This is a genomic window from Longimonas halophila (assembly GCF_002554705.1).
In the GTDB taxonomy this organism is placed as follows: domain Bacteria; phylum Bacteroidota; class Rhodothermia; order Rhodothermales; family Salinibacteraceae; genus Longimonas; species Longimonas halophila.
The window spans coordinates 1-24,842 of the sequence record NZ_PDEP01000012.1 but is presented as its reverse complement, the minus strand read 5'-3'; the positions used below and the strand labels follow the sequence as shown (position 1 = coordinate 24,842).

Genomic DNA, 24,842 nt, shown 5'->3' with positions numbered 1-24,842 from the left:
CTAAGGAAAAAGAAAACAACAGACAAAGCAGAGGCGCCATTATGAGCCGTTATGGCGTGTCGGCGTCCTCCTCGTCGGGTGGGGCCGCGGTGCCGGACTCCGTATTCTCGGCAGGGCTCCGTCCCGTTACGCGATGCCAGAGCGAGCTCCAGGTGCTAAACTGGGTCTGATAGAACAGCCCCACACCGGTTGTGCTGGTCAGCGTTTGGCCCTGCGTGAGGGAATCGCCAGCGCGGCGGTAAAACACCTCCATCGACACCTGATTGCTCAGGCGCACTTCCACGGCAAACTCGCCCTGGGGGCCCGATTGCTGGGCGCGGAACTCGTCATTACCAGTATACACTCCTTCGCCGCGAATGATTAGCCGTTCATCCAAAAGGCGTAAGGCCACCCCATAAATAATATCAAGGTCATCGGTCGTTTCGCCCTGCACCCCCACATTGAAGTCGACATTGGGCAGAGCCGCGCTCAGGTAGCGGTTAAGCTGGCTGGATACAAGCTGCGACACGCTGTTAAACGCCAGTTGGCTACCGGTATTTGCCAGGCGCCCCGATTCACTCGGACCCGTGCTGGCTCCCCCAAGTGTTTCTGTGGTGAGCAAGAAGGTATTCGTCAGCAGTACGCTGGTGGCAAACTCGGTCATCTGTGCCTCCTGATTGAGCAGCGCATCGAACGTTTGCGAGCCTACGCGCTGATCCCGCTGGTCGCGGTCGAGCGAAAGCGAAAGCGCAACCTCGGGCGTTTCCACGCGCCCGGTGATGTCGAGATCAATGACGACCGGAATGCGTGCGCTGCGCTCCGAAAAGCCGGGCAGCCCCGCTGGCGAGGCTCGCGTTCGGAACGCCGCGTCGATGTCGAGTTCGGCGTTGATGGGGTCACCATCCCACGAAAGAGTCCCCTCGTTAATCGCGAAGCGTCGCACGAAGACCTCGCCCGCCGTGAACAGGTACGTGCCGCCAACTACATCCAGCGAGCCAAAGATCAGAAACTCCCCGTCATTACGCTGCAACTGCACGCGTCCGGTGGCTTCGGTGGTAATGACATCTCCGACGAGAGCATCAAACACGATATGCAGGCGCCCGCCCTGCGTGGCCTCAATGTTCAGGTCAATCTCCATACCATCCAGAAACGAGGTCTCTCCGGCAGGACGATCGGCGAAAATGTTGGCGCGGCGCGTAAGCTCCCCCCAATCCAGCATCTGACTGGTCGAATCGGCATAAATGAGGAATCCGCTGGACGGGCCTCCGGCATCCTCGACGACGGGGATGAAGATCTCGGTATCCTCGGAGGTGCGAGCGTCTTCGGAGACGAGTCTTGTGTTCGACAGCGGCCCTTCCAGTCGCACCGGCCCAGACGCGCGAACAAAGCCGTAAAACGGTAGGTCATTGGCCCGTGGCACATCCATAATCGTGAGATTATCAACTCGGCTTTCCAGGTCAAAGGAGAAGAACTGATAGTCGTTGAAGAGGACGCTTCCGCCAATTTCTGCAGCGCCGTCGTCGGTATCGGCAAGTTGGGCGTTCTGCAGGTGGATGCCTTTGCGGTCAACTTGTACAGGGCCGTTCAGCGTGTACGACAGGCCAAAGCGAGGGATAGAGAAGCCACCGTCTACTGTCAGGTCGGCGTTAAATACGGGGCGGCTCCACTGGCCGGTGATGGTAGCCTGACCCTGCGTAGCACCTTCGATATCGCTTAAGACATCAGCAAAGATGAAGTCGAAGAAGAAGAGGTCGGCGCGTCCGATGTCGAGCGCCAGGTCAATCCACTGGTCCTCGTCCCAGTCAGGCGCTTGCTCGGTGATACGCACGCGGCCCTCCATATCTAACTGGTTGGCCTCTACATGCTGGAGTCCACCGGGCACAAGCGCTTGTGTAGCCTCTTTCGGGTCGTCGACATCGGGCGTTGGTGCAAGCGATAGCCCAAGCTCCATGTCGGGCGCCCCGGCTACGTAGCGGGTGGTTGCCGAGAGGTTGCCCAGCAGGCGCCGGTCGAACGAGAGTTCGTTGACCTTGATATCGCCTGTGCCGATGGGGCGCGCCCAGGTACCGCGCAATTCAAAGGCGCCGTTGACCTCGCCCCCCAGCGGCTGCGACCAGCCTGCCAACTGCGACAGCGGAAACAGTTGCACGTTGCGCAGCTGCACGTTAATCGCATCGTCAGAATCGGGCGAAAAACCGCCGTCAATAACAATCGATTGCTCCACCTCGTCCCGGTCGGGCAACGATGCAGTGCTGGTGAGCCGGAGCGGGGTCGCTGTAACGCGCGTTGCGTACAGCTGCCAGGTGCTGGGTTGGAGCATGCGCCACTTGTAGGGGCCTGCTGTTGCTCCGATATGCTTAATAATGAGTTCGTTACGCAGGTCGAAGGCACGCAGATCGGCTTCCACTTCGATCGGTCCGGTTTCGTTGCGGCGCGCGGTGGCAAAAGAGAGCGTGCCGCGTCGCTGGGCATAGGAGAGGTGAAGCGTAGGCTCGAAGAGCGAGGCGCCCGGCGCTTCAAACTGCTGGGCATCGGCCTGCACGGAAAGGCGCAGGCGCTCGGGTAGGGTGTGTTCTGCATCGGCACCTACGCTGCCCTGTAGGTCGAGCGTGCGGGCTTCCGCAGCCTGCCATTGCACATGGGCTGCGGTAAGGCGCACGGTGGCGTTCATGGAGTCGGACGCCGCATACACATCGGTATGCAGCACCAAGCTGTCGGCGGTACGCGGTGCGTTGGGGAGCCAGGCCTGAAGCACTTCAGGCCGACGCAGTTCGACTTCGCTCTCGAAGGTGAACGGGCCCTCCGTGCGTGAGGGCGCCTGCCAGGTGGGGCGTTCACGTTGCTCGGAGAGCAGGGAGGCGGGCAGTGCTTCAGCACTACGCAGCGCAGCGGGAAACGTAGCCGTCGCGGTTCCATCGGCGGCGTGTTCGTATGCTATGGTACGTGCAACGGCCTGGGCCCAGGCGGGGAGCAGTTGCAGCCGGGGGGCCGTCCACCCACGGCCTTTGGCCGTTCCAGAAAGCACGTCGCCTGCTATGACGAGCTGCGCTTCCTGCTGCTCTGCCGACGAGGGCGGCACCAGTTCGGCAGAAAGTGTGTGTGGAGGAATGGCACGCGGTGCGGCCTCCTCTTCGGCCTCCCGCTGCGGCGTAACCGACGATGAATCCACTGCAATCTGCATTGCACCGGCCCGAATGGATGCCTGGCTAAGCTGCGCCTGGGCTTCTGCTGTTCCGCTCAGCCGCGTACGCTGCCAGGGGCCGCCCCAGGCGCTAACATCGAAGGCCTGGGCCCGGAGGGAAACGTCCAGCATGGGGGATTCGGATACGATGCCGCCCAGACTCCAGGTCGCCTGAAGCTCCTGATTTACAGCTTGGGTAAGTGTGGTCGTTCCCGACACGACGCCTTCGGATAGCGTGATGCGGCTCTGCATTCCGTCAACAGCGCCCCCGACCACCACCGAGGGCGCAAGCTGTAGCGTGGCTTCGGCAGTAGCGGTCTGCGGGGCGGTGCCGGTGCCTTCGACCGCGGCGCGGCCTGTAATCTCGGTACGCGCCCGGTTTGATTGGGGAAGCAGCGCATCGACCGACAGCTGTTCGGTGCTCAGCGTGCCGGCATAGACAAGGGGCTCGCCGGTGGCCCATTCCAGGTCGGTTGCTGCCTGGGCACGCCCGGCTGCCGACGTGGCCGTAGCTTCAACGATGCCTTCGGCAGAGGCCGGGCGCCAGTCTGACAGCCGCTCGGTTCGGGCGGTGGCGCGCACTTGGCCGCGTCCGTACACTTCCCCGGAGAGCGGAAGGGCGCCCTCCAGCGCAACAGGCAGCGCGTTCGGCGTCCAAGACGCAGCTATGCTACGCGTCAGGTTGTCGAGGTGCACAGCTCCTTCCACATCAATGTCGTTGGGGAAGCCCACAGCCGTGCCTTCGACCGAGAGGGTCGACGCGCTCTGTTGGAGGCGGAGGGTCTCGACCACGAGTTCATTGAGCGGGCCCCGCACCCGGGCCTCGATCGTAGCCGAGCGACGGTTGGGCAGACGCGGAAACAGGCGCCCCCATTCCGCCAGATCAAGCGGATCGGCCTGTACCGACAGCGTAAACGGCGCGTCTACGCTCTGCGTGCCCGACCACGTGCCCTCGACCTCTACCGACGAGTTCGGGGTTGTGATCGACACGGGTTGCAACTGCCAGCCGCCGTCGGTGTGTTCGAGGCGTCCGGTAAGGGCCTCGACCATCACGTCTGAGGCCGGATGCTGGAGGCGACGAAGCTCTACATCGACATACCGCCCGGCGGGGCTCCACTGCACCTGCACATCGGCTTCGGGCAGCTCCAGCGTTGCGTTTAGCAGGTCTGCAACCCATCCGTTGGCAATTGCGGGGGGCGGCGGGCCGTCGTGGCGTGTGGTGAGGTGGGCGTCGTGCAGGCGGAAGTGCGGAATGGAGAGGTTGAGTGGCGGACGCTCGGTGCTGGTGCGGCTGGTGCGCGCAAAGGCCTGTGCGAGCGGCACCCCGGCGTCGGTCTGCTCAGCGACCATGTGCACGGTGTGCACATCTACGGAGCGGAGCGTAAGCGTTTGGTTCAGCAGGGCCTGCCAGGTAGGGCGCAGCACCAACGAATCCGCCTGAACAACCACCTGTCCGTTCGGGCCGCGCACCTGCACATCCCGCGCAAACAACGTATTGACGAGGTTGCCGTCGAGCGTGCCGATGTGTAGCGAGCCTTCGAACTGGGCATTGAACTGCTGTTCGAGCTGGATGCGCAGGCCGTTGCGCCCCACCTCGGTTCGCGTCAGGCCAAAGAAGAGCACCAGGCCCAGCAAAAGCATGGTGAGCAGGCCAGTGGCGGTACGGCCAAACCAGGAAGACGACGAGCGGCTCACAAGCTAAATAGGCGCCAGGGCAAACAGTGCATGTGCCACATACACGACGAGCGTGTCGTTTGGATTCAGGGGGAGGGCGTTACGCCGTCGATTGTTGCACAAAATCCCAGGCCCGCTGCACCGATGCCCGCGTGCAGTCGTCAGCCACAAACGGGTCGCCCACTGCATGCAGCAGCACGAACCGGATGGTGCCGTCTTTCGTCTTTTTGTCGTGACGCATGGCGTCCCACAGCGCCTCGAACGCGAGGCCGGACACGTCGGGGGTAGGAAGCTGAGCGAGGAGTGCGTCGAGGCGGTCGTGGTCGAGTGCAGCGGGGGCGCGGCGGTGCGAGAGGTACAGCGCAGCCCGCATGCCCAGCGCTACGGCTTCACCATGAGCAACGGTGCCGTAGCCTGCTACGTGCTCAATGGCGTGGGCAAAGGTGTGTCCGAAGTTGAGCCATGCGCGCTTGCCGGCTTCGCGTTCGTCATCGGCCACCACCTGCGCCTTAATGTGCATGGCTGCGCGCACGGCAGGCACCGTAGCCTCCAGGTCGTGGTGGCCCAGTATATCCACGAGATGCCGCTCGGTGTAGTCAATGAGTTCGGGGTCGGCAATGAACCCGTGCTTTACGGCTTCGGCCATGCCGTTAACCCACTCGCGGGCGGGGAGCGTGAGTAGCGTTTCTGGGTCGACCAGCACCGCGTGCGGCTGGTAGAAGCTGCCGATCAGATTTTTGCCGACGGTGTGGTTGATGCCGGTTTTGCCCCCAATGGAGCTGTCGACCTGCGCCAGGAGCGAGGTGGGTAGGTGCACCAGCGGCACACCGCGTAGCAGCGTAGCCGCTGCGAACCCACCCAGATCGCCCACCACGCCGCCGCCCAGCGTACATACGGGGGTAGAGCGTTCCAGGCCCAGCGGCAGCAGCGTGTCGTAGAGCGTTGACAGCCGGTCGAGCGATTTGCTCGATTCGCCGGGAGGCACCACCACCACATGGGGTGTCCACCCTGCCGCCTCAAACGCATGCACAAGCGGCGTGCGGTAGTGCGCCGCCACGTTCTCGTCCGTAATCACCACCACGCGCGGGCCGTGCAGTCCCAGGTCATTGAGATGCGCAGACACGTCGGCCAGGTGCACAAACCGAATGGGGTACGTGCGGATGTCGGTATCTACCGAGAGTGCGTCAGGGCGGAGGCGAGAAGCGGGCATATCGGGCAACAGATAGGAGCAAAGCAGAAAGCGGGCGATGGTTAGCCCAGCGCTACGTCGAGCACCATCATAACGGTAAACCCGACGAGGGCGCCCATGGTGGCAGGATCGGCGTGGCCGTGGCGGTGGGATTCGGGGATGAGCTCTTCGATGACGACGTACAGCATGGCCCCGGCGGCAAACGCCAGCGCGTACGGCAGCAGCGGACGGATCAGCAGGGTCGTGGTGGCTCCAGCTACCGTAGCAAAGGGATACACCAGTCCCGAGAGCTGTCCGTAGCCAAAGCTGCGGAGGCGCGAGTAGCCTTCGCCGCGAATGGGGAGGCTCACGGCCATGCCCTCGGGCAGATTCTGCAGGCAGATACCAATGGTGAGCGCCACGGCCCCGGCCACGGTGGCGCCAACAGCGATGCCACTGTCAGTAGCAGCGGCTCCGAACGCCACCCCAATAGCCAACCCCTCGGGGATGTTATGCAGCGTGATAGCCACCACCAGCAGCGTAACGCGCTGCCACGACGTGCTCGGTCCCTCGGCCTCGCTAAGCGGTGCGCCGCTGTGCAGGTGCGGAATGAGGGCATCGGCCAGTCGCAGCACGCCACCGCCAAGCAGCACTCCCACGGCTGCAGGGAGCCAGACAATCATATCCTGCGCCTCGGCCATTCGAATGGACGGCTCAATGAGCGACCAGATGCTGGCTGCAATCATCACGCCAGCAGCAAAGCCAAGCATCGTGTCCAGAAAGCGGCGGTTGACGGTTCGGGCAGAGAAGACAAAGGCCGCGCCTACTGCGGTGGCGACCCAGGTAAGCAGGCCCGCCACCAGGGCTTGTGCGACCGGCGAAAGGGATTCGAGGAAGCCAAGAAGTGCCGATACGTCCATACAGAAAAGCCGTCGGCCAGGCAACATGCAAAAACGCCTCAAGCTGCAGAGCGCAACTTGAGGCGGTGAAGGCGGTCCGGACGGGACTCGAACCCGCGACCTCTGCCGTGACAGGGCAGCATTCTAACCAACTGAACTACCGGACCGTCGATTCGCGTACCAGGAAAAGGGGTGCGCCTCTGTTTGTTCCTGTAGTCGAATCTAAGTTTCGGCGAACGAACTCCGGCTCCTTTTCTCTCTCCGTGGGTGCGTGCGGGAACGCCCCATACCCCATGGCATCTTATGCAACGTGCTATGCGCGTTCACCTTGCTTGCTCATCATGCCTTGCTATTTCTATGGATGCTTCAGTAAACACCTCGGCGAACAATAACGCGGCTAATTCCTCGGCCCGCATTCGTCCGCTTAGCTTTAACCACGGCGTGTTGCTGTTCGATGGGGTATGCAACCTGTGCAACGGGTTCATCAACTTCGTAATTGACCACGACCCGGATGGCTATTTCCGGTTTGGTACGCTGCAGCGCGAGCCTGCTCAGTCGTTTCTTCGGTCGGTTGGATACGACGCGACGGCGCTCGATAGCGTGGTCCTGGTGCAAGACGGACGTATCTACCGCGAGTCGGGGGCGGCGCTACGTGTGATGCAACGCCTCGGATTCCCGTGGATGCTCATGGCCGTATTTCAGGCCGTGCCGCGCCCGCTCCGCAATGCCGTGTACCGCTGGATTGCAGCCAACCGCTACGACTGGTTTGGCAAGCGATCGCAATGCCGCCTGCCTACGCCAGATCTTAAAGCCCGCTTCATCGATGCGGAAGACGAGCCCACTTCGGCACCCGCAGCTCGATGACACTGGAAGCCCAGGTGTAAGAAATCTAATACGACAGCTGCACGCGCATGGTGAGCGTGTGCTCGGCGTCTCGGGCGTTGGCTGCTTCGGTGCCACCGAAGGTTGTTCGCTCGGCAACGGTCATAAAGCGGACATTACGCACTGGATACCATGAAAGTCCGGCTGCGAGGCTTGTGCCGTTTTCGACCTGGGCTTCCGGGTCGGCGTACTGTGGGAAGGCGTCTTCGTCGAACTGAAAGCGCTGCACCTTGGCACTCAGTTCGAACGCGCCCCACGTGCCCGCCTCGGGATCATAGCTGTTCTCGGGCGAGACGCCGCCGTATGAAGCCGACTCGCCGGTAAGCACCCAGGAGCCACCGATCTGCCAGGCGCGGTGGGCCAGCGTTTCAGTGTTGTCGCCGCGCTGCACATCATGCTGGCTGAGCGCATACTCGCCGATCACGCCAAACGGGCCGGCGTAGTAGTACGCCTGTGGCACCAGACGCATACGGCGTCCATCGGCTTCGACGCCGCCGCGATACGAGAAGAGCGCACTGCGGTGCAGCGTGCGGTACGAGGCAAGCCCGGAGCTGCCATTGGCGCTGCGCTCTGTGCCTACGGAAACGCCCAGCCCCGCGCCCAGCCCGCGCAGCCAGTCTGAGGCATCGCGGTTGTTGCGCCATGGCTCAATGAAGGCGCGCGCGATGAGGTCTTTAGGTGGGGTAGCATCGCCATCAAGGCTTGTGCCGTCGGGGGCCCCGTTGAACACGCCCACGCTGTACTGCAGGCGTTGGCCGAGGGTGCGCCCGTAGAGTTGGAAGCCCACATCGCGATTGGATACAAAGGCCGTAGGATAGCCGCGCTCCACATGCATGGTTGCGTTCGAGGACTGCAAGAACTCCAGCCCCAGGGGGGTACTGAATCGCCCGGCGCGCAGTGAAAGCCCTGATCCAAACCGGAAGTCGATGTAAGCATCCTGGATGGTTGCCTGCCCGCGCCCAAAATCGGACATGAAGCGGATGCTGAAGCGGCGCTGTAGGGTTGCACTGAGGCGTACGCGGGCTCGTCGCAAGAAAAAGGAGGACGACGTGCCGGGCGTATCACCCAGCAGCATGCGAGCGTCCGTCTGCAGGTCGCCGCCAATGCGGAGCTGGTAGTCGCCGTCGTCGTCGGCAATGCGGAATCCACCCGCATCTGCAAATACAGATTGGGCATGGGCGGCAGGCGCGCCGAGTAGCAGGCTCAGTAGCAGGCCCAGCACAGCGAGCGCTCCCCCATGCTGTGAAAGCAAATCAGAACACGAACAGGTGGATGTATCAGTTAAGCGCATAAAGTGGGATACATGAATAAAACAAATGATTAGCGGATGCACAGCGCATCCTGCCGACCGGTAAAATACGGGCGGATTTGCAGCTAAATGCCGGATGCAATAAGCAGCTCGATATCCCGATAGGGCATGCCAAAGAGTGTGGCCAGGCTCTTTTTGGTGAGGTGCTGGCGGTACACATAGGTGCCGCTACGCAGCCCTTCGTCATTCCAGAGGGCATCGTTGATGCTGCCCACCTCGCCGATGTGCTGCAGGTAGGGCACCAGCACGTGCGTAAGCGCATAGCTGGCTGTGCGCGCGACGTTCGAGGGCATGTTCGGCACGCAGTAGTGAATGACGCCGTGCTCGCGGTAGACCGGGTCGGAGTGCGTGGTGGGACGGCTCGTTTCGATGCATCCGCCCTGGTCCATCACCGCATCCACAATTACGCCGCCGGGCGCCATCGACTCGACCATGTCGTCGGTCACGGCAAGGGGCGAGCGCTGGCCATCCGACATCATGGCGCCAATGACGACATCGGCGGAGCGCACGGCCTGTCGCAGGTACTGGTCGCTGGCCATGGCGGTGGTGATGCGGCGGTCCAGGTAGTGCTCCAGCGAGCGCAGGGCCCCCAGCTCCTGGTCGAGCACAATGACCTGTGCGCCATAGCCAAGCGCCGTGCGTGCGGCCCATTCGCCAATGACGCCCGCGCCCAAAATGACCACGGTAGACGGCGGTACGCCCGAAATGCCGCCCAGCATAACACCCTTGCCGCCTTCATTGCTTTCAAGGTAGCGTCCCGCCACCTGAATGGCCATGGAGCCGGTGATCTCGTGCATCATGCGCACAAGCGGAAACGTACCGTCGCGGTCGCGAATGAACTCAAACCCGATGGCCGTCACGCGCAGGCGTTTCAGGTGATGCAGGTATTCGGGCGTTGTGCCGCCCAGGTTGAGCGCCGAGATGAGGATCTGCCGTTCGCGCAGGTAGTCGAGCTCCTCGCCGTTGGGCGGGCCCACCTTTACAATGAGATTGCACTGCGCGTACAAGTCGCCCGGATCGTCAATGAGCTCCGCGCCGGCTTCGGCGTATTCTTCATTCTGGAAGTGCGCCTGCACCCCTGCATTGCGTTCCACATAGACCTCGTGGCCCGAAGCCACCAGCGAGGCTACGCCACTTGGCGCCAGCGCCACGCGGCGTTCTTCGTTGGCGACCTCGCGGGGCACGCCGATGCGCAATTGCTGTTCGGCATCGCGCTCTTTCAGCGGTTGCTCCATCGTCATGAGTCCGTGCTCACGCGAGAGGCTCTGAAGCGATGAGATTTCCATGGGGTGGGGATGGTGGTGCTGGATGAGAGCGAGCGCATCGCAACCAGAGACGATGCCAGGTGGATAACTCAATCAGTATACAAAGTGACACAGGGAATTGCATCCACCCGATGTAACGTCCCCGGGTGCAGAGGCAGACGCAGTGCACGTCAGGGAGCAGCTACAGTCCAGCGGTGCATCACGATGCCGGCGGCTACAGCGGCGTTGAGCGATTCGGTGGCGGGATGCGAATCGGCCCCGTCGACCGACACGGGCTCGTCGAGCGCACCAAGCAGGGCGGGACTCAGGCCGTGGGCTTCGCTGCCCACAACGAGCAGCGACGGCTGCACCGGGTGCCAGTACTGCGCCGGGGTGCCGCCCATGTCGGCGCCGTATCCCGTAAAGCCGGCTCGGCGGGCCTGCGCAATGGCATCAACCAGGTCGGAGGAACGGGCCAGCCGCACGTCCCAGTGCCCGCCCATGCCCGCGCGCAATACCGATGGGTGAAAGAGTCCAGCTGTCTGTGGACCGGCCACCACGGCATCCACCCCAAACCAGGCGGCGGTGCGAATGAGTGTGCCTACATTGCCGGGATCCTGCACGCCGTCGAGCACAAGAGCCGTCTGGGCGGCGTCCCAGAGTCCGTTTAGCGACAGATCGGGCAGGCGCACGGTGGCCAGCAGGCCCTGAGCGGTGGCGGTGGGGGCCAGATCGTCGAGCGTGTCGGCCTCGGCGGTGTAGAGGGGAACATCGGTCAGCGCATCGCGCACCGCCTGGAACCGCGTGCTCCGCAGGTCCGATTCCGTACCGGCGACGTGCCCAAGCGTGGCCCCGCCCTGCACCGCGGCCTCAATCGCCCGAATCCCAACGAGCACGCTGAGCTGGGCGCGCTGCCGGTTTGGGCGGCGTTGCAAGCCGGTAAAGGTGGAAGCCATGCGGTTGGAAAGGGGCGTAGACATAAACGGAAAGCGCGTTGCGCGATAAATCGTAAAAATGGATGCGGATGCGCGGGCGTGGTGGCACGAGTGGAACCGCTCCCGTATGTTGGACGGTCCGTGCCTGCGGTCCCTACAGCACGCATCTGCATCCCCTGTACGTCTCACCAACCCAAGGTTGTCCCTATGCCGTTCAAATTTGATGTGCACGACCGCTCCGTCTACCGCGAGCCCGCACCCATCGACCAAGATTCACCGTTCCAGTCGATGATGGAGCGCTTCGACATCGCCGCCGAAATCCTGGAGCTGAATCCGGGCTTTTACGAGTACCTGTGCCGCCCGGCCCGCGTGTTTATGACGTCGGTGCCCGTGGTCATGGACACCGGCCACGTGAAAGTGTTTGACGGCATCCGGGTGATTCACAACAATGTGCTCGGTCCCAGCAAAGGTGGCATCCGCTACGCGCCCGATGTGACACTGAGCGAGGTGAAAGCGCTGGCCGCGTGGATGACCTGGAAGTGCGCTGTGGTCGACGTGCCATTTGGCGGGGCCAAAGGCGGGGTGGTTTGCAACCCGAGCGAGATGAGTCCGGGCGAACTGGAGCGCCTTACGCGGCGCTACACCTCCGATATGTTCAACGTGTTTGGGCCCGACCGCGACATCCCCGCGCCCGACATGAACACCAATGAGCAGATCATGGCGTGGATTCTGGATACCTACTCCATGCACTCGCGCCGGACCGAGAACGCCGTCGTAACGGGCAAGCCAGTGGCGCTGGGGGGCTCCGAGGGGCGTCACGAGGCTACCGGACGCGGCGTGATGACGGTAACGCTGGCGGCGCTGGAGCAGATCGACCGCTCGCCCAGCGACTGCACCGTGGCCGTGCAGGGCTTTGGTAACGTAGGCTCTGTGGCCGCGCAGCTGCTTCAAGAGCAGGGCTGCACCGTCGTGGCGGTGAGCGATGTGACCGGTGGCTACTACAACGCCGACGGCCTCGACATTCCAGCCGTGCAGCAGTACGTCAAGGAGAACGGCGGCTCGCTGGAGGACTACACCGAGGCCACGCACATTACCAACGAAGAGCTGCTTACGCTCGACGTAGATGTGCTCGTGCCCGCAGCAAAAGAAGATCAGATCACCAAGTCGATTGCCGAAGACATGCAGGCCCGCGTCGTGGTCGAGGGCGCCAACGGCCCCACCGTGCCCGCTGCCGATGACATTCTGAACGAAAAAGGCGTGCTGGTCGTCCCCGACATTCTGGCGAATGCGGGCGGCGTCACCGTATCCTACTTTGAGTGGGTGCAAGACCGGCAGGGCTACTTCTGGTCGCTAAAGCGCGTCAACAAGCGGCTGAAGCGCACCATGACCGACGCGTTCAACCGGGTCTACGAAACCGCCGAGAAACACGACACCTCGCTTCGCATCGGAGCGTACGTGGTCGGCGTTAGCAAAGTCGCTGAGGCGCTTCGCCTGCGCGGCATCTACGCGTAATGACGCTTCCCTTCGCATCCTTCAAATCACGTATGCGTGCCCCCATGCGCTGCTCAACCACGCGCTTCTCAACCACCACTGTGGGTTTCGGATGCGTGGCCGGGCTGCTCGCGCTGCTCTGCACGGTCAGTCTGCTGGGCGGATGCGCCAACCCGGTCGCCCCCACCGGCGGCCCCGGCAATACCGAGCCAGCGCGCCTGCTTGAGAGCACGCCTGCCGACGAAGATGTGAACGTTTCACAGGATGTGGAGGTTGTACTTCGCTTCGACAAGTACATCAGCCGGGGTGCGATGGCGCAGGCGTTCTCCATGACGCCCGAGCCGCAGCAGCGCCCCGAGTTCGACTACAGCGGACGCAGCATTGCGGTCTCGTTTGCGGAGCCGCTGCGTGATAGCACCACCTACATCATATCGCTGGGGTCGGATCTGCGCACCGCACGCGGCAATGTGGAGCTGGATGCACCCATCACGCTGGCCTTCTCAACGGGCAATCGCATCGACCAGGGTCGCCTGGCGGGACGTGTGGTGGAGCCGAAAGAGGGGCAGCCCGAACAGGATGTTGATGTGTTCGCATATGCACTGCCAGAGGAGGCACAGGCTCCGCCCGACACGCTGCCCGAGGCCCCGGACTTCCGTACCCAGACCGATAGTGAGGGGCGGTTTTCCTTCCAGAACATCCGCGAGGAATCGTACTACGTCATTGCGGTGCGCGACAATAACCGCAACCGCATGCCGGATGCGAACGAAGCCTACGCCGTGCCGCCGGTGCCGCGCCTAAGCGCTGCCGTGGACACGGCCTCCGCCGACACCGCTGCGGTCGAGGTTCCCTGGCTCCTGACCGACCCGCGTCCCGACCCGCCCCAGGCGGTACGGGTGCGGCCACAGACTGTGCAGCGGCAGACTGTGCGGTTCAGCCAGCCGGTAGCCTGGCGCGAGCGCACCGCTGCGTCGTGGACGCTGGTAGATTCGACCGCGCAAGACACCATTGGCATCGCCTCGGTACACACGGCAACCGACACGCCGTACGAGGTGGCGGTGGTGGCCGAACAGGCGCTGCGTGTCGAGGCCGTACATCGCCTTACGGTGCCGCCACAGGCGCTTGAGGATTCGCTGGGCCGCGCTGTGCCCGACACCACGCTGCGCTTCACCCCGTCGACCGATGAGGGCGATCCGACGCCCGAGTTTTCAGGCTTCCGCCCCGACCGCTCTGGTGGTGAGGAGGGCCGTCCGCTCACACAAGACGAAGCGCCGCTGCTCCGCACCACGCGTCCGCCCGAAGACGACGCATGGAACGACAGCATCACGGCCACCGACACCACCGGCACCGCACGCACCATTGTGCCCGAAAGCCAAGACGGCCTGCGCCATCGCCTGGCGTTCGAGCCGCCGCTCACCCCCGAGATGCCCGTCGACGTACGTGTTGGAGCTGACTTGTTCGCGAACATCGATACGGTGCAGACGCAGCGCTACCGGCGTCTCTCGGGCGACGCACTTGGCGCGATTGAGGTGCCCATCACGTACGTGCGCCGTGCTCTGAATCCACCCGACACCGCCGCTACCACCGCGCCGACGTTCGAATCCATTACGCTGGGGGTGGCCCCGCCTGACACGCTGCTCAGCACGCAGGAGGCACGCGTGACTGCCGCTGATACCGCACAGACCGCTCTACGCGCCCGCTCCGACTCGCTACTGCAACGCCCCGAGCGGCTGGTGCTGGAGATGCACGACACCTCACCAAACGGATGGCCGACTCGCCGCATTGAAACAGACACCACCGGCACCGCCCGCTTCGACCGCGTGCCCGAGGGCGTCTACCGCTTTCGGCTGTGGCACGACCGCGAGGGTACCGGACGCTGGTCGCCGGGCCAAATCGCCCCGTACCGCCGCGCGGATCCGGTCGTGTGGAGCGAATCGACCGTGGAGGGCCGCGCACGGTGGACGAACGTGCTCGATAGACCGCTTCAGCTTCTTGAACTGACCACCGACTGACCATGCCCGAGGCCACCCAGGCACGTCCGCTCCTCACCGCCGCTGCCATGCGCGCTGCCGACGCACACACCATCGACACGCTTGGCATTCCGGGCCGTGTACTCATGGAAACCGCTGGGCAGCGCGCCGCGCGTATCATTATCAAGGAGTACGACCCAGTAGCGGGGCAGCCCGTCGCTATTGCGTGCGGCAAGGGCAACAACGGCGGCGACGGGCTGGTTGTGGCGCGCGTGCTGCTCGACCATGGCGCCCATGTGCATGTGTTGTCTCCTATTCCGGCATCAGCGTATTCGGGGGATGCGAAGGGGAACGCGCAGGTGCTTCATCAGCTTGCGGATGCGTACGGCTCAGCGCTCCGGTGGACGGTCGTTGACACGCCCGAGGCCCTGCCCGATCCCGACGAACTGATCCCATCTGTGTGGGTGGACGCGCTGCTCGGCACGGGCCTTTCCGATGCGCCGCGCGAGCCGCTGGCCACGCTCATCCGTCGCATGAATGTGCACGCGGCCCCCACCGTGGCGCTCGACGTACCCTCGGGGCTCAACAGCGACACGGGGCAGGCGCATCCACCCACGGTACAGGCCGACACTACGGTCACGTTCGGCGCAGAAAAGGTCGGGCTGCGCCTGGGCGTGGGGCCGGAGCACACAGGAACCATTCGGACCGTGCGCATCGGCATTCCGCAGCATGTGCTGCATGAGCATGCCCACAAGTCGGGCTCTGCCTACGGCACCACCGATGCATATATGCAGGCGCAGTGGCCTGGGCGCACCCGGCAGTCGCACAAATACAACGTGGGGATGGCGCTCGTGGTGGGCGGCAGCGCCCCCTATGCCGGGGCTCCGGCGATGGCGGCACGGGCAGCGGCACGCAGCGGGGCCGGATACGTGGCGTGTGCGGTACCCGAATCTATCCAACAGACGGTAGCCAGCCATTCGCCCGCATTTCCCGTGCACGCCTGGCCCAACCGCCGTAACACCGCCGCCGAAGCGCTGCACGATCCGCTGCAGAAAGCACGCGCGCTGCTCATTGGACCCGGACTCGACCCCGAAGCCGCCGCCCCGATCGTCCACAGCCTGCTTGACGCCTTCGACGGCCCCGTCGTGCTGGATGCGGGGGCACTGCACGTGGTTAAGGAGCGGCTCCTATCGAAGAGCGACACGCCTGCACCGTGGGTGCTGACCCCGCACGCAGGCGAGTTCGCTCGGCTTGCTGGCATGAAGCCCGCCGACCTTGACGATGCCTCCCGTATCCACCTAACCCAACAGTATGCAGCGGAATGGGGCGTTACGCTGCTGCTGAAGGGCTACCCGAGCGTGGTGGCGAATCCAGAGGGACGGACGTTTGTGGGACTGGCGGGCGGTCCGGCGCTGGCTACGGCGGGCACGGGCGATGCCCTGGCCGGGCTCATTGCCGGATTTTCCGCACAGGGTTTGCCTCCGGTAGATGCCGCGGCCTGTGCCATGCACCTGGGCGGACGCGCCGCCGAGCATGTGGCGGCCCAACAAGATGCCCGCACGCTCACGCCGCTCGACCTCATCGACGCGTGTCCGCATGCGCTGGATGCGTTGCCTTCTCTCAACAAATAACACAGGTCATGGCCAATCTGCTGCACACGCTACGCCGCCCCAACGTGTGGGCCGTGCTCTGGACGCTCGGCATTCTCGTTGCCGTGACGGTGCCGGCCCCAACGGTGCCCACCGGGCCGCCTGAGATTGGTCTTGACAAGATCGTGCATCTCATTATGTTTGCAGGGTTTGGGCTGCTCTGGATGCGGGCGCTCGCATCCTGGCCTCGATCTCGCACGCTCTGGGTTGTGGGCGGAACGGGACTGGCGCTGGCGGTGGGAAGCGAACTGGTCCAGTACGCTGTTTTGGCGACGCGCCAGGGCAGTCTCTACGACGGTGTAGCGAACGTGCTCGGACTGGCGCTGGGTATGGCGTGGGCCGTGTGGCCTCCGGTGCGGTCGGATGCTGAAGCGAAGCCCTCATGATGGCGCTGGGGCCCATGAATCCGGAAGCAAGGCACGCGGCACGCGAATGGCCGCTGGCACGCGGTGCGAGGCGCGCATCCACTGGGGCAGCTTGCGTGCAATGAGCGGTGCCGTGAGCAGCCCCTTTGAGCCGAGGCCCAGCATCACCCAGGTGCGCGGGTGCTGGTACGGCCCCACCAGTGGCAGATTTGTAGGGTTGTGCTTCACACGTACGCCCACGGCCACCGACTCCACCTGTGCATCGCCAAGGGCCGGGAGCATCGTCTGCGTTTTCTGGAGGATGCGCTGGGTTTCTGCCTCCGACGGCTGCAAGTCTGCAAACTCGTGTTCGTAAGAACTGCCGAGCACAAATGTGTCCGGGCCTGGCACGATGTATCCGCGCCCAGAGATTGGAGGCGGGGGCAGCCCCGAGGGCGCGTTGCGGAGGCGCACGGTGAGCGTCTGTCCTTTGATGCCGTGCAGATCGAGTGGGTCCAGGGCGGGAAGCGAAGGGTAGCCCTGTCCCACGCAGCAGAGCAGGTAGTCGTAGCGCTGCGTGGAGCGCGAACCGCCCGATGTGGTGTGTACGGCTACGCCATCGTCGTGCGGCGTCCAGTCCGTCAGGCGGGTGTGGGGCGTGTAGGTAGCCCCGTGGGTGCGAGCGCGGACCAGCGCTGCGCGCACGAGGGCGGGCACATCCACCGCGCCGCCACGGGGCAGCCAGAGCGCGCCGTCGTGGGCCTGCACCTGTGGGTAGCGCCCGGCGAGCGTATCGGCAGCCCACCAGTCGCACCAGCGTGGATGCTTGGATGCGGCATCCTTGAAGAAGCGCACCTGCTTCGGTTCGGTGGTAGGGCGCAGCACACCACTGTCGTTGAACGCAGATTTAGCACGCGCCCGTGCCACGGTTTCCGTGAGCGCGCCCCACGCCTCCGCCGCCCGCCACGTCAGTTTCGCGCGCCGCCCCATAAGCGGATTCGCCAGTCCCGCCGCTGCACCCGACGCCCCCGCTGCTGCCTCTTCGGCATCAATGACGTGCACATCGTATGTATCTGACAGATAGAGTGCGGCGCACGCGCCTGCGAGTCCGGCACCGGCAATGCAAACGGAAGGGCGAGGCATAGAGCAAAAGCATAAGCACAGAAGACACGCAGCACATGTCAACGAATCCTCATCACGGGCGATCCTCATCACGGGCGGATGTTGGATGCACAACGCAACACCACCCTCACAAACCGCTTCCGCTGCCTTGCGTGTAAGTATCTGAAACGCAATCTCAGCCATTCACGCAACGCCGTGTACGTATGACCGATGCTTCCTATCTCATTGTTGGCGGCGGCACCATTGGGCTCGCGCTGGGCTGGACGCTCGCACGGCGCGGGGCAGACGTTACCCTCGTGGAGCGCGACCGGGCCGGACGTGGCACCTCGTGGCTGGCGGCGGGCATGCTGGCGCCCGATGCCGAAATCGGCTTCGAGGAACTGGAGCTCTACCGCCTCAGCCGCGAGAGTCTTAGCCGCTGGCCCGACTTCGTCCGCGACCTGGAAGCCGACGCCGACATGTCTGTCGACTACCGCGACGACGGCACCCTCATTGTGGCCGACGACCCCGACAGCGAGGAGGCCCTGCGCCGCCTGTACGACTTTCAGACCGAGCACGGCCTCAACGTGACCTGGTGCTCCGGGGCCGAGGCGCGTGAGATTGAGCCGTTTCTGGCACCGCGCCTGGCCGCTGCCATCCACGCGCCGATGGACCATCAGGTCGACAACCGGCTGTTGCTCCAGGCGCTTCGTGTGGCCTTCCAGAACGCGGGCGGCACCCTGCACGAAGACACCGAGGTTGAGGCAATATTGCCGAACGAAGACACACCCGGCATCCGCCTGACCAATGGCGAAACCCTGACCGGGCAGGCCGTGGTGGTGGCGGCCGGCGTGTGGTCGCGCGAACTGGACGGGTGGACGCCCGCGCACACCCCGTCTGTGCGTCCGGTGAAGGGGCAGATGCTCCAGTGCCGCATGCAAGGCGCATTCGAGCTGTCACACGTCATTCGCGGGCCCGACGCCTACCTTGCGCCCAAGAGCAACGGACGCCTCGTGATTGGCGCGACCAGCGAGGAGCGCGGCTTCGACACCACCGTCACCGCAGGCGGACTCTACGACCTGCTCGAAGGCGCGTGGGAGGTCGTGCCCGGCATCTACGACCTGCCGGTGGACGACACGTGGGCCGGGCTGCGTCCTGCCAGCCGCGATCATGCACCGCTGCTGGGCCCATCGGGAGATCCCGGCATTTGGACCGCTACCGGCCACTACCGGCACGGCATCCTGCTCACGCCCGTCACCGCCCAAGAGATGGCGCGCCAGCTGCTCGACGGAGAAACCTCCGATTGGATCGCGCCGTTTTCACCGTCCCGTTTGCACACAGCAACTGCCCCGACCTCATGAGTACCGACACCGCAGCCACCATCCAACTCAACGGCGATCCGCGCGCCATCGACCCGCCGCACCCGCTCATGGATCTGCTGCATGACCTGGAAATCCACGCCGACACGCAGGGGGTGGCCGTCGCCATCAACGAAGACGTTATCCGCCGCGAAGATTGGGCCGATACCACCGTGCAGCCCGGCGATGAGGTTGAGGTCATCCAGGCGCTTCAGGGCGGCTGAGCCACGCATCCCTCAGAACCCATAGAGCTCTGCGTCCGACGGTCCCCCGTCGGACGTGCACGACAGAGATGCTCCTGCGTCTCCAGTGACAATGCGACGGCGTGTAGAGCACTGCCACTACTCATTGCACCAACCGCTCTTTTTCCAAGCAAATCCCCTTATTTTTATGGCGGATGCGAAAGCCGTTGCCACTCCCTCTACCGATTCCAGCCCCAACGCAGATGCGCTTACGATTGGGAGCTACACCTTAACGTCGCGGCTCATGGTAGGCTCCAGCGGATATCCCAACCCGCAGGTCATGCTGGATGCCATCGACGCGTCGGGCGCCGACATGGTGACGGTGGCCATCCGACGTGTGAATGTAGAAAACCCGGCCCCTGAGAGTCACCTCGATTTGCTGCGGAAGGGCGGCCACACCATCTTGCCGAATACCGCCGGTTGCTACACCGCCCGCGAAGCCGTACTTGTGGCCAATCTGGCCCGCGAGGCGCTCGACACCGACCTCATCAAGCTCGAAGTCATCGGCGACGACGAGATGCTGATGCCGGATGTCGAACAGCTTCTCAAGGCGGCCAAGACACTCGTCGACGACGGCTTCACGGTGCTCGCCTATGCCAACGACGACCCGATCACGTGCCGTAAGCTCGCCGATCTGGGCTGTGCCGCCGTCATGCCGCTCGGCGCACCCATCGGTAGCGGCATGGGCATCGTGAACCCGTATAACCTGCGCATCATCCGCGAAGAACTCCCCGACACGCCGCTTATTGTAGATGCCGGCATCGGCACGGCCAGCGACGCCGCACAGGCGATGGAGCTCGGCTACGACGGCATCCTGCTCAACACGGCCATTGCCGAAGCCAAGCATCCGGTCGATATGGCCCGCGCCATCCGTCACGGACTCGAAGGCGGACGGCTGGCCTATCGGGCGGGGCGCATCCCGCGTCGGCGCTACGCGAAAGCCTCGTCGCCCCAGCAGGGCCGCGTCGGATCGTAGTCAGCACCTGAGCTCGCATAGCGCGCAACGGCCTATGCAGTATCGCGATCGCCATCGCGTTTGCGTTCTGCGCGGATCATGCGGTTGATGATGTAGCGCACAAATTGCCGCTTCGACAGGTCGCGCTTCTCAGCCTGTTGCGTCAGCCATTCCATCTCGTCAGGGGCCAGTCGCACAGACACTGTTTCCGCAGCTGAGTTATCGAGCAAGGTATCAGAGACGGGAATCTTCATAGTGGTGTGATGTAAAAAGGGGGACGGTACTACGTGCTCTGCGGAATGAGCGGAAGGCCAACGGCTTCGTTCTGCAGGCGTTCAACGCGGGTGTTATACGTCTGGCACTGCAGTTCAAGCGTAGGCCACACGGTTGCATCCACCAGGTGCCCGCCGAGTGTAGAGCCATCCGGGCGGCCCAGCGTGGCATGTGCATGCACACGCACGGCGCCTTCGTGCCATGTCAGGTTGCCGGTTACGTGCAGCACTTCAACCTGCTGGTTGACGGCAATCGGGTCGTACACCTGTTCTTCACGGTCAAAAAACGCAATCGTCGCCTCTGAAAATGCACCGATACCGTAAAACGTGGCGCTGGGCACGTCGTGCGTAGTCGCAAAATCGATCAGGCTCTCCATGAAGTCGGCATTCTGATCCAAAACCAGCAGATGCGAGGCGTCCGGGTCGAGTGAAAGGGCACGATAGCTCATACGTAGAAGTCACGATAATACATGGAGAAAGACGGATGCGGAGGGTACGAGGCACGCACCGACAGAGTTTATCGGATGTCCGGCCTGCGTTGCACCTCCGCAGCGGGTCTCGTATCATGAAGCTGATCGCTCGCCCCGCCATCTATACCGTGCGCTCGTGTTAGCTGCTCTGTGCTCCTCTCGCTGGCTTGCGTGGCTCCGCACGCCCTACGGCATGGCCGGGATAGCGTGTGCCCTCGGCCTGCTCACCCTGGCATGGCCGCTGCCCGCCCCGCCGCCCGACGCGCCCCAAACCCTGCGCATCACCGACCGCCAGGGTGTGCCGCTGCGTACGCTTTACCCCAACGGACGCCACCGCCCCGTCTCCCTTGCCGACGTAGACACAGTGGCCGTGCAGGCACTTCTGGCTACTGAAGACCAGCGGTTCTACACGCATGTCGGCATCGATGTGCTGAGCGTGTTGGGGTCGGCGTGGGCGAATCTGCGGGCCGGACGCGTGGTGCGGGGGGCCTCAACTATCACCATGCAGGTGGCCAAAGCGATGCGTGGGCAGCCCGAGCGCTCCTGGTGGAATAAAATCGCCGAGGCCCATCTGGCGCTGCGGCTGGAACTGCGCTGGTCAAAGGATCGGATCCTACAGACGTGGCTCAACCGCGTGTCGTTTGGCAACCGGGCGCACGGCATTGAGGCCGCCGCCCGACTCTACTTCGGCACCTCCGCCCGCGACCTGACGCCGCATCAGAGCACCTACCTGGTGGGATTGCCGCAGCGTCCGAGTTCCTACAATCCATACCGATTTCCCGAGCGTGCCAAACAGCGACAGCAGCACGTGCTGGGGGCGCTGGTGGACCAGGGGGCCATTACCGCTGCCGACAGTGCAGAGTGGGCGCAGGTGCCGCTTCAGGTGCGGCAGCCGTCGCAAACGCACCGCGCGCCGCACTTTACCACCATGCTGTTGCAAGAGACTGAACAAGCCGACCGCTCGGCTCGCGAGTGGCGTACCACGCTCGATGCGGCCCTGCAGGCCCGCATCGAAGCCCGGGTGCGCACCCGGCTGCACCAGCTCCGCGACCAGCATGTCACCAACGCGGCCGTGCTTGTGCTCGACAACGAACACGGCGCCATCCGCGCGTACGTGGGCAGCCGCAACTTTTGGAACGAGGTCATTGCCGGACAGAACGACGGCGTACGCATGCTGCGTCAGCCGGGGAGTACGCTGAAGCCCTTCCTCTACGGCCACACGCTCGACCGGGGCACGTACACCCCCGCATCCATCCTGCCCGATATTCCGCTGCACGTGCCCAGTGCCGGGGGCGCGTTTACGCCTTCGAACTACGACGATCGGTTTCATGGCCCGGTGCCCCTGCGCGAGGCCCTGGCCGCCAGCTACAACGTGCCCGCCGTGCGCGTAGCCCGCGAAATCGGGCCGCCTGCGCTGCTGGCTACGCTACGACAAGCCGGATTCGACACGCTCACCCGCACCGGTGCGCACTACGGTGTCGGATTGGCGCTGGGCAATGGCGAGGTGCGGCTGCTCGACCTGGCCGAAGCCTATGCCGGACTCGCACGCGGCGGCACCCGCCCCACCGCCCACGCCCGCACCTGGACACGCACCGCCACCGGCGATACGCTGCATCATGCCCCGCCAGACCCATCGCCGCTTGGACTTGCCTCCGCGACCACAACACAGCTTACGGATGTGCTGTCGGATGCGGAAGCTCGCGTGCCCGGGTTTGGGGCCGAGACGCCGCTGGAGCTTCCGTTTCCCGTGGCGGTCAAAACAGGCACCTCGAAAGACTACCGCGACAACTGGACGGTCGGCTACACGCCCCGGCACACGGTGGCGGTGTGGGTCGGCAACTTCGATGGCAGCCCGATGCAGAACGTGAGCGGTGTAAGCGGTGCGGGCCCGCTCTTCCACGATGTGATGCGCATGCTGGGCCCGGGTGGTGCATTTGCCGGGCATCCTGAACTTGTTGAAGCACCTATCTGCCCCGCAAGCGGGAGCACGCCCGGTGCGTACTGCCCCATCACACGCACCGAGTACTTCCAGCCCGGCACCGCCCCACGCGACACATGCGAGGTCCACCAGCGCGTTCGCATTGACCGGCGGACCGACACGCGTGCATCCAGCCTTACCCCCGCGCAATACATAGAGGAGCGGCGCTACACGGTGCATCCGCCCCAATACCACGACTGGATGCGCGAGCAGGGCATGTCGCTTCCGCCTCCCGTCCGCGAAGGGGTCTCGGTACCCGACACCGCCCGCCCCGAAATCACCTATCCCACGCCCGGCACGCGGTTTATCATCGATCCGGTGCTGCGGGCCGCGCATCAGCGGGTCCACCTGCGCGGGCACACGCCCGCGGGATGGACCGACCCGGTGTGGACGGTCAATGGCGAGCGCGTCGACGGCGCGTGGACACTGTCACCGGGACGCCACACCGTGGTGCTCTCCGCCCGCACCGCCCACGGCACGCGCCGGCAAAGCGCGCCGGTGTCTGTGACGGTGTACAAAGGCGGCAGCAACGACACGATCGGCCCGTAGGGACACGGCGCGTATCTGTTTAGCGACTTGTAGCCCGGGACTGGTATTCCGATAGCGGTCGGAAGGACGTCCCGGGCGGTGTCTGGGCTAATTTAGCGGGGCAGAGGGGCCCGACGGGTCATGCTTGTAGTGCCCCTGAAAAGCCTGCGCGCACGTCTCCGGCGGGACTGACGGGGGCGAACGGAGGACGATTCACCCCAGGAAAGTTTTTATCAGAAGGCCCATAACCTCGTAGGGACACGGCGCGCCGTGTCCCTACACACGGATCTAACGCTCACCGCGGCATCTCAACCCTGCTACGCCACCGTCGTCACCACATCAATTTCGCTGTGAAGCGTGCGGTGCACCGGGCACTTGTTGGCGATGTCGAGCAGGCGACTGCGCTGCTCGTCCGAAAGGTCGCCCGTCACCGACACCGTGCGCGTAAAGCGGTCGATCTTGCCTTCCTTCGTATCGCAGTCCGCGCAGTCCTCGGCGTGGATCTTATTGTGCTGCACATCCACATGCGCTTCGTCCAGCGGCCAGCCCTTGCGTCGGGCATACATCTGCAGCGTCATGGTTGTGCAGGCCGCCAGGCCCGCGCTCAGATATTCGTACGGCGTGGGCCCCGTGTCTTCGCCACCCACCGAGGCCGGTTCGTCAGCGATGAGCTTGTGATGCCGCGCTCGCATTTCGGTGCGGTAGCCGTCGGACCCAGTGGTCGCCGTAACGCCCGACTCGGGAACGTCCGCATCCGCATCAGCCGACTGCTCCGCCGATGTCGCATCCAGATAGCGCACGGCCCACGCCGCCAGCACATGCGCCACGTACGTTGCATCGTCCGGGTTGGTGAGCAGGTGGTCGGCCTGATCGAGCGAGACGTAGCTCTTTGGGTGCTTGGCGGCCTCGTAGATCGCCGCCGCGTTCTCCACACCCACCGTCTGGTCTATCGGACTGTGAAAGAGCAGCAGCGGACGCCCCAGATTGCGAATTGTGTCGCGCATGTGCTGCGCCTCCAGATCGTCCAGAAACTGCTTCTTGATGGTAAACGACCGTCCGGCCAGTGTTACCGAGGCCTGGCCCTCCGTCTTAAGTAGAGCAGCGAAAGAACATTACGGGTTGCCGGCGATGGAAAGTTTTGCGTCGCTACCGATGAATGGAGCCACAGTCTCATGTCTCACCGAACGATACGTCAACCGTCGGACGAAGAGCGGTC

General features: G+C 64.1%; 19 protein-coding genes and 1 tRNA gene. 9 read left to right on the top strand and 11 right to left on the bottom strand.

All coding sequences use genetic code 11. The features are described 5' to 3' along the window. Positions 1-49: 49 nt before the first annotated feature. From CRI93_RS12090 to CRI93_RS12075, 4 genes are all read right to left on the bottom strand, one after another. Entirely contained in the window at positions 50-4,855 is a 4,806-nt protein-coding gene (locus CRI93_RS12090) for a translocation/assembly module TamB domain-containing protein (protein WP_098062903.1), read from the bottom strand. Between the two features lie 79 nt (positions 4,856-4,934). Further along, positions 4,935-6,044: a 3-dehydroquinate synthase gene (aroB, locus tag CRI93_RS12085; RefSeq protein ID WP_098062902.1), complete on the bottom strand. Its 1,110-nt coding sequence runs from the start codon at positions 6,042-6,044 to the stop codon at positions 4,935-4,937. 41 nt (positions 6,045-6,085) lie between these two features. Next, positions 6,086-6,922: a ZIP family metal transporter gene (locus tag CRI93_RS12080; RefSeq protein ID WP_098062901.1), complete on the bottom strand. Its 837-nt coding sequence runs from the start codon at positions 6,920-6,922 to the stop codon at positions 6,086-6,088. A 72-nt stretch (positions 6,923-6,994) separates the two neighbouring features. Further along, positions 6,995-7,068 (bottom strand) — tRNA-Asp (locus CRI93_RS12075). A gap of 190 nt (positions 7,069-7,258) precedes the next feature. On the opposite strand from CRI93_RS12075, the gene CRI93_RS12070 reads away from it, so the two are divergent. After that, entirely contained in the window at positions 7,259-7,765 is a 507-nt protein-coding gene (locus CRI93_RS12070; RefSeq protein WP_098062900.1) for a thiol-disulfide oxidoreductase DCC family protein, read from the top strand. A gap of 25 nt (positions 7,766-7,790) precedes the next feature. On the opposite strand, the gene CRI93_RS12065 is transcribed toward CRI93_RS12070, so the two are convergent. From CRI93_RS12065 to CRI93_RS12055, 3 genes are all read right to left on the bottom strand, one after another. Further along, positions 7,791-9,035 (bottom strand): OprO/OprP family phosphate-selective porin, encoded by a 1,245-nt coding sequence (locus CRI93_RS12065; protein ID WP_176521851.1) that lies wholly within the window; start codon positions 9,033-9,035, stop codon positions 7,791-7,793. A gap of 122 nt (positions 9,036-9,157) precedes the next feature. Beyond that, positions 9,158-10,378 (bottom strand): alanine dehydrogenase, encoded by a 1,221-nt coding sequence (locus CRI93_RS12060; RefSeq protein WP_098062898.1) that lies wholly within the window; start codon positions 10,376-10,378, stop codon positions 9,158-9,160. Positions 10,379-10,527: 149 nt separating this feature from the next. Continuing rightward, positions 10,528-11,316 (bottom strand): TrmH family RNA methyltransferase, encoded by a 789-nt coding sequence (locus CRI93_RS12055; RefSeq protein ID WP_098062897.1) that lies wholly within the window; start codon positions 11,314-11,316, stop codon positions 10,528-10,530. Positions 11,317-11,478: 162 nt separating this feature from the next. Between CRI93_RS12055 and CRI93_RS12050 the strand changes: the two genes are divergently transcribed. Genes CRI93_RS12050 through CRI93_RS12035 form a run of 4 tightly spaced genes read left to right on the top strand, consistent with a single transcriptional unit; the run spans position 11,479 to position 16,764 of the window. Continuing rightward, a complete protein-coding gene (locus tag CRI93_RS12050; protein ID WP_098062896.1) occupies positions 11,479-12,783 on the top strand; it encodes a Glu/Leu/Phe/Val family dehydrogenase in 1,305 nt (434 codons plus the stop codon). A gap of 44 nt (positions 12,784-12,827) precedes the next feature. Continuing rightward, a complete protein-coding gene (locus tag CRI93_RS12045; protein ID WP_176521850.1) occupies positions 12,828-14,771 on the top strand; it encodes an Ig-like domain-containing domain in 1,944 nt (647 codons plus the stop codon). A gap of 2 nt (positions 14,772-14,773) precedes the next feature. After that, positions 14,774-16,360 (top strand): NAD(P)H-hydrate dehydratase, encoded by a 1,587-nt coding sequence (locus CRI93_RS12040; RefSeq protein ID WP_098062894.1) that lies wholly within the window; start codon positions 14,774-14,776, stop codon positions 16,358-16,360. A gap of 8 nt (positions 16,361-16,368) precedes the next feature. Then, a complete protein-coding gene (locus tag CRI93_RS12035; RefSeq protein WP_098062893.1) occupies positions 16,369-16,764 on the top strand; it encodes a VanZ family protein in 396 nt (131 codons plus the stop codon). Here CRI93_RS12035 and CRI93_RS12030 read toward each other — a convergent pair. Then, on the bottom strand, positions 16,759-17,865 hold the full coding sequence (locus CRI93_RS12030) for an NAD(P)/FAD-dependent oxidoreductase (protein WP_176521849.1): 1,107 nt from the start codon (positions 17,863-17,865) through the stop codon (positions 16,759-16,761). The two genes, CRI93_RS12035 and CRI93_RS12030, sit on opposite strands and share 6 nt — an antisense overlap. A gap of 182 nt (positions 17,866-18,047) precedes the next feature. On the opposite strand from CRI93_RS12030, the gene thiO reads away from it, so the two are divergent. The 3 genes from thiO to thiG all read left to right on the top strand — a co-directional run bounded on the left by thiO (position 18,048) and on the right by thiG (position 20,399). Beyond that, positions 18,048-19,184, top strand: a complete 1,137-nt coding sequence (gene thiO / locus CRI93_RS12025; protein ID WP_098062891.1) for a glycine oxidase ThiO — start codon at positions 18,048-18,050, stop codon at positions 19,182-19,184. Next, positions 19,181-19,405: a sulfur carrier protein ThiS gene (gene thiS / locus CRI93_RS12020; protein WP_098062890.1), complete on the top strand. Its 225-nt coding sequence runs from the start codon at positions 19,181-19,183 to the stop codon at positions 19,403-19,405. The genes thiO and thiS overlap by 4 nt, the downstream gene beginning before the upstream one ends. A gap of 166 nt (positions 19,406-19,571) precedes the next feature. Next, positions 19,572-20,399, top strand: coding sequence for a thiazole synthase (gene thiG, locus CRI93_RS12015; RefSeq protein ID WP_098062889.1), 828 nt, complete (start codon positions 19,572-19,574; stop codon positions 20,397-20,399). Between the two features lie 32 nt (positions 20,400-20,431). Here thiG and CRI93_RS12010 read toward each other — a convergent pair whose 3' ends face one another. Together CRI93_RS12010 and CRI93_RS12005 are read right to left on the bottom strand one after the other, a co-directional pair. After that, the gene (locus CRI93_RS12010) at positions 20,432-20,632 is read right to left on the bottom strand and encodes a hypothetical protein (protein ID WP_098062888.1); all 201 of its coding nucleotides are present in this window, start codon (positions 20,630-20,632) and stop codon (positions 20,432-20,434) included. 29 nt (positions 20,633-20,661) lie between these two features. Next, the gene (locus CRI93_RS12005; protein WP_098062887.1) at positions 20,662-21,099 is read right to left on the bottom strand and encodes a PPC domain-containing DNA-binding protein; all 438 of its coding nucleotides are present in this window, start codon (positions 21,097-21,099) and stop codon (positions 20,662-20,664) included. Positions 21,100-21,313: 214 nt separating this feature from the next. On the opposite strand from CRI93_RS12005, the gene pbpC reads away from it, so the two are divergent. Next, positions 21,314-23,647, top strand: coding sequence for a penicillin-binding protein 1C (gene pbpC / locus CRI93_RS12000; RefSeq protein ID WP_098062886.1), 2,334 nt, complete (start codon positions 21,314-21,316; stop codon positions 23,645-23,647). Between the two features lie 296 nt (positions 23,648-23,943). On the opposite strand, the gene CRI93_RS11995 is transcribed toward pbpC, so the two are convergent. Next, positions 23,944-24,630: a bifunctional alpha/beta hydrolase/OsmC family protein gene (locus CRI93_RS11995; RefSeq protein WP_098062885.1), complete on the bottom strand. Its 687-nt coding sequence runs from the start codon at positions 24,628-24,630 to the stop codon at positions 23,944-23,946. Positions 24,631-24,842: the final 212 nt, after the last annotated feature.